The sequence below is a fragment of the Methylobacterium sp. CCH5-D2 genome (assembly GCF_001556475.1).
GTDB lineage: Bacteria > Pseudomonadota > Alphaproteobacteria > Rhizobiales > Beijerinckiaceae > Methylobacterium > Methylobacterium hispanicum.
This window is the reverse complement of sequence record NZ_LSIX01000191.1, coordinates 1-3,774: the sequence shown is the minus strand read 5'-3', so window position 1 is coordinate 3,774 and position 3,774 is coordinate 1. Positions and strand designations below refer to the sequence as shown.

At 72.4% G+C, this 3,774-nt stretch carries 5 protein-coding genes; 4 read left to right on the top strand and 1 reads right to left on the bottom strand.

Annotation, left to right across the window (positions count from 1 at the left end; translation table 11 throughout):
• Positions 1 to 103: 103 nt before the first annotated feature.
• Positions 104 to 412 carry a hypothetical protein gene (locus tag AX737_RS04910; protein WP_066919442.1) on the bottom strand — a complete coding sequence of 103 codons (309 nt, stop codon included), beginning with the start codon at positions 410 to 412 and terminating at the stop codon, positions 104 to 106.
• Between the two features lie 426 nt (positions 413 to 838).
• Between AX737_RS04910 and AX737_RS04905 the strand changes: the two genes are divergently transcribed.
• The 4 genes from AX737_RS04905 to AX737_RS04890 all read left to right on the top strand — a co-directional run bounded on the left by AX737_RS04905 (position 839) and on the right by AX737_RS04890 (position 3,659).
• Positions 839 to 2,470, top strand: coding sequence for an ABC transporter substrate-binding protein (locus AX737_RS04905; RefSeq protein ID WP_066919440.1), 1,632 nt, complete (start codon positions 839 to 841; stop codon positions 2,468 to 2,470).
• A 133-nt stretch (positions 2,471 to 2,603) separates the two neighbouring features.
• Positions 2,604 to 3,059, top strand: a complete 456-nt coding sequence (locus AX737_RS04900) for a GNAT family N-acetyltransferase (protein ID WP_066919438.1) — start codon at positions 2,604 to 2,606, stop codon at positions 3,057 to 3,059.
• Positions 3,060 to 3,118: 59 nt separating this feature from the next.
• The gene (locus AX737_RS04895) at positions 3,119 to 3,352 is read left to right on the top strand and encodes a hypothetical protein (protein WP_197430459.1); all 234 of its coding nucleotides are present in this window, start codon (positions 3,119 to 3,121) and stop codon (positions 3,350 to 3,352) included.
• A 52-nt stretch (positions 3,353 to 3,404) separates the two neighbouring features.
• A complete protein-coding gene (locus AX737_RS04890; RefSeq protein WP_066919436.1) occupies positions 3,405 to 3,659 on the top strand; it encodes a hypothetical protein in 255 nt (84 codons plus the stop codon).
• The last annotated feature ends 115 nt before the right edge of the window (positions 3,660 to 3,774 follow it).

The following is a 3,774-nucleotide window of genomic DNA, read 5'->3' as shown; positions in this document are numbered from 1 at the left end:
TCACCCGGCTTTCTGCGAAAGCAGACCTCTCCCTTTGGGAGAGGGGACCCGCGCTTCGTTTCGAGACGATGCCTCGAACCGAAGCCATCAACCGGAAGCGGTGTCAGTGCACGGATGGACGGCTGCGGGCGGTGCGGCCGCGCCCCGATCCGCGGGGCCGCTTGCGGGCCGGCGGCGCGTCGGGCTCGAGTTCGGTGAAGGGCACGGTGAAGAGCGGCCGGTGCTCGGCGTCCTGCACGCTGAAGCGGTAGCGGGTGAGCTGGGGATTGCGGGCGCAGTCCGCGTGCGAGGTGAAGCCCGCGCCGTGGCGGGCGAGGTCGAGGGCCGCCGCGTCGTCGGCGCAGTCGAGCCCCTGGTAATCGAGGCAGACGAGGCCGGATCCGGACCGGACGTCGAAGAAGTACCGTGGCATGGAGCGCTCCCTCCTGGCCCCCGGGCGGGCCGGATTCTGTCGCCGGCTCTCGCGAAGCCCCACTCTGCCCACGTCCGGGGCGGCTGTCACGCCGCAGCGCGGCAGGCACCGCGCAGGTTCGCGCGGCCCAGACGGCCTCGTCCTCACCCGATCGCTCAGGTCGAGACGAAGCAACGTCACGGATCCGCACCGTGCCGGGCCGTTTCCGTGGATCCGGCGTGCCGGATCCACTGGGCCATTTGCCTCGACGGAAGGGCGAATGCGGGCAGCCCCGCGATCTGAGCTACGTCTGAGCTACGTCTCTGCTCGAGATCTCGTCGATGTGCGGCCGTCCTGGCCCGCTTCTTGCTGATGGCGCCCGGGCTCTGTCCGGCCGCGCGGCCACCGGGTCCGCACGCCGAACAGCCGCCCGAACGAGAGATCCTGATGCACCGCACGCCGCTGACACGCCGATCGGTTCTGGCCGGGGGCGCGGCCCTCGCCGCCCTGGGCCCGACCGGCCGGGCCCTGGCGCGGGACGGGGCCGGGGCGGCTCCCTCCGGCAGCCTGACCTACGGCATCTCGATGACCGACCTGCCCCTCACCACCGGCCAGCCGGATCGGGGCGCGGGCGGCTACCAGTTCACGGGGCTCACCCTCTACGACCCGCTGGTCGCCTGGGAACTCGACGTGGCGGACCGGCCGGGCAAGATGGTGCCGGGGCTCGCGACCGCCTGGGAGAGCGATCCGGCCGACCGGAAGAACTGGACCTTCCGCCTGCGCGAGGGCGTGACCTTCCACGACGGCTCGCCCTTCGACGCCGACGCGGTGATCTGGAACTTCGACAAGGTGCTCAACAAGGAGGCGCCGCACTTCGACCAGCGCCAGGCGGCGCAGGTGCGCCCGCGCCTGCCGGGCGTGGCGAGCTACAGGAAGCTCGACGCCGCGACCGTGCAGGTGACGACGAAGAGCGTCGACAGCCTGTTCCCCTACCAGATGCTCTGGTTCCTGATCTCCTCGCCCGCGCAGTACGAGCGGGTCGGGCGCGACTGGGCGAAGTTCGCCTTCCAGCCCTCGGGCACCGGTCCCTACAAGCTGGCGGGCCTCACCCCCCGGGTGCGGGCCGAGTTCGTGCCGAACGAGCGCTACTGGAACCCGAAGCGCATGCCGAAGCTCGCCAAGCTCACGCTCGCCTGCGTGCCGGAGGATCTGGCCCGGGTGAACGCGCTCCTCTCCGGCAACGTCGACCTGATCGAGCTGCCCGCTCCCGACGCGGTGCCGCGCCTGAAGGCCGCCGGCATGCGGGTGGTGGGCAACGACACGCCCCACGTCTGGAACTACCACCTCTCGATGGCGGAGGGCTCGCCCTGGCGGGACCTGCGCCTGCGCCGCGCCGCCAACCTCGCGGTCGATCGCGAGGGCGTGGTGCAGCTGATGGGCGGGCTCGCCGCGCCGGCCACCGGCCAGGTGCAGCCGTCGAGCCCCTGGTTCGGCAACCCGAGCTTCAAGATCCGGACCGACATGGACGAGGCCCGCAAGCTCGTGGAGGCGGCGGGCTACTCGGTGAAGAACCCGCTCAAGACCACCTTCGTCATCCCGACCGGCGGCACCGGGCAGATGCTGAGCCTGCCGATCAACGAGTTCATCCAGCAGAGCTGGGCGGAGGTGGGCATCCAGGTGGCGTTCCGCACCGTGGAGCTGGAGGTGGCCTATACGGGGTGGCGCCAGGGTGCCACGGACCCGAGCCTGAAGGACGTCTCGGGCGGCAACATCGCCTACGTCACCTCGGACCCGTTCTACGCGATGCTGCGCTTCTACGATTCGCGCCAGATCGCCCCGAACGGCGTGAACTGGAGCCATTACCGCAACAGTGAGGTCGATGCGCTCTGCGACCGGATCCGCAACAGCCTCGACACGGCCGAGCAGGACCGGCTGCTCGCCCGGATGCACGAGATCGTGGTGGACGACGCGGTCCAGGTCTGGGTGGTGCACGACACCAACCCGCACGCGCTCTCGCCGCGGGTGAAGGGCTACACCCAGGCCCAGCACTGGTTCCAGGACCTGACGACGCTCGCCTGAGGATGCGGGATCCCGAAGGGTGAGAACCCTTCGGCGGGGCCTCGGGGCAGAGCCCCGAGTCTCGGCCCCGAGCCTTGACCCGGCCGGACGTTTCCGCCCAACGAGGGCGCCCCTGGTCCGCCGGAGCGCCGACGTGAGCAACCGCTACGGCCTGGAGATCCGCTCGGCCTCGGCCGCCGACGCCCCCGGCCTCGCCGAGTTGCTGGGCGCCTGCGGCATCGCGATCCCGCCGCGCGCGCTCGCCCTGCGGATCGAGGCCCTGCGCCAGGAAGGCGGCAGCGCGCTCCTCGCCCTGGCCTGGGGACCGCCGAGCGGGCTCATCGTACTGCACTGGCACGCGACGCTCGTGGACGCGCACCCGGTCGCGGTCGTCAGCACGCTCGCGGTCGCGCCGGAGGAGCGCCGCCAGGGCATCGGCCGCCTGCTGCTCAAGGCCGGCGCCCAGGCCGCGCGCTCTGCCGGCTGCGGCGTGCTGCGCCTCGACGCCGGACCGGAGCCGGCGGCGGCCAGCCTGCGCGGCTTCTGTGCGGCGACCGGCTTCGCCGAGACCGCCGCCCGCTACGAGCGTCCGCTGCGCAAGCGGAGCTGAGGGGCTGCGGCATCGCGGCCCGGGGCCGAACCCGAGGCCGGCCCGCTCGTTCTCGCACCATGTCAGAGCCCCATCCCGATCCGATCGTCGAGGCCCGCCACCGCGAGCTGGCCGTCGAGCACCTGCTCTTCGGCACGATCCGGCATCTCGCCGAGCGCGACCCCGCCCTCCTCGACGCGCTCGACGGGAGCCTCGACCACCTCTGGGACAAGGCCGACGACGGCAGCCGCGACGACGCGGCGGTGCGCGCGGTCGCCCGGCGCTTCGTCCGCAGCCTGCGGCGCGAGCGTTGAGGCGCGGGCACCCGATCGCGTAGAGCGGGGTGCCGCCGCCGGGATCCCGCACATGACCCTCAAGACGACCTTCGTCGTGCAGACCTTCGTGATGAAGCGCAACCGTCTGACGCCGGGCGACCGCGAGGTCACGGGCACCGAGAGCGGCGCGCTCAAGAAGGCGCAGGCCATGGCCGCGCGCCTGCCCGGCACCGCGGCCCTGCGGGTGGTCGCCGACGACGAGACCGGCGAGGTCGAGAGCATCGCGATCCTCGAGAGCTTCGGCGCGGTGCCCGACGATTTCGCCGACAGCCTCGTGGGCGGGTAGGCGGATCGCCGTACGGCCGGAATTCAGGCCTCCGCAGCGTCGAGGCTCGGCTCCGTCCTCGGCACGGCGAGGCCCATATGGCGGAAGGCCTGCGGGGTGAGGACGCGGCCGCGGG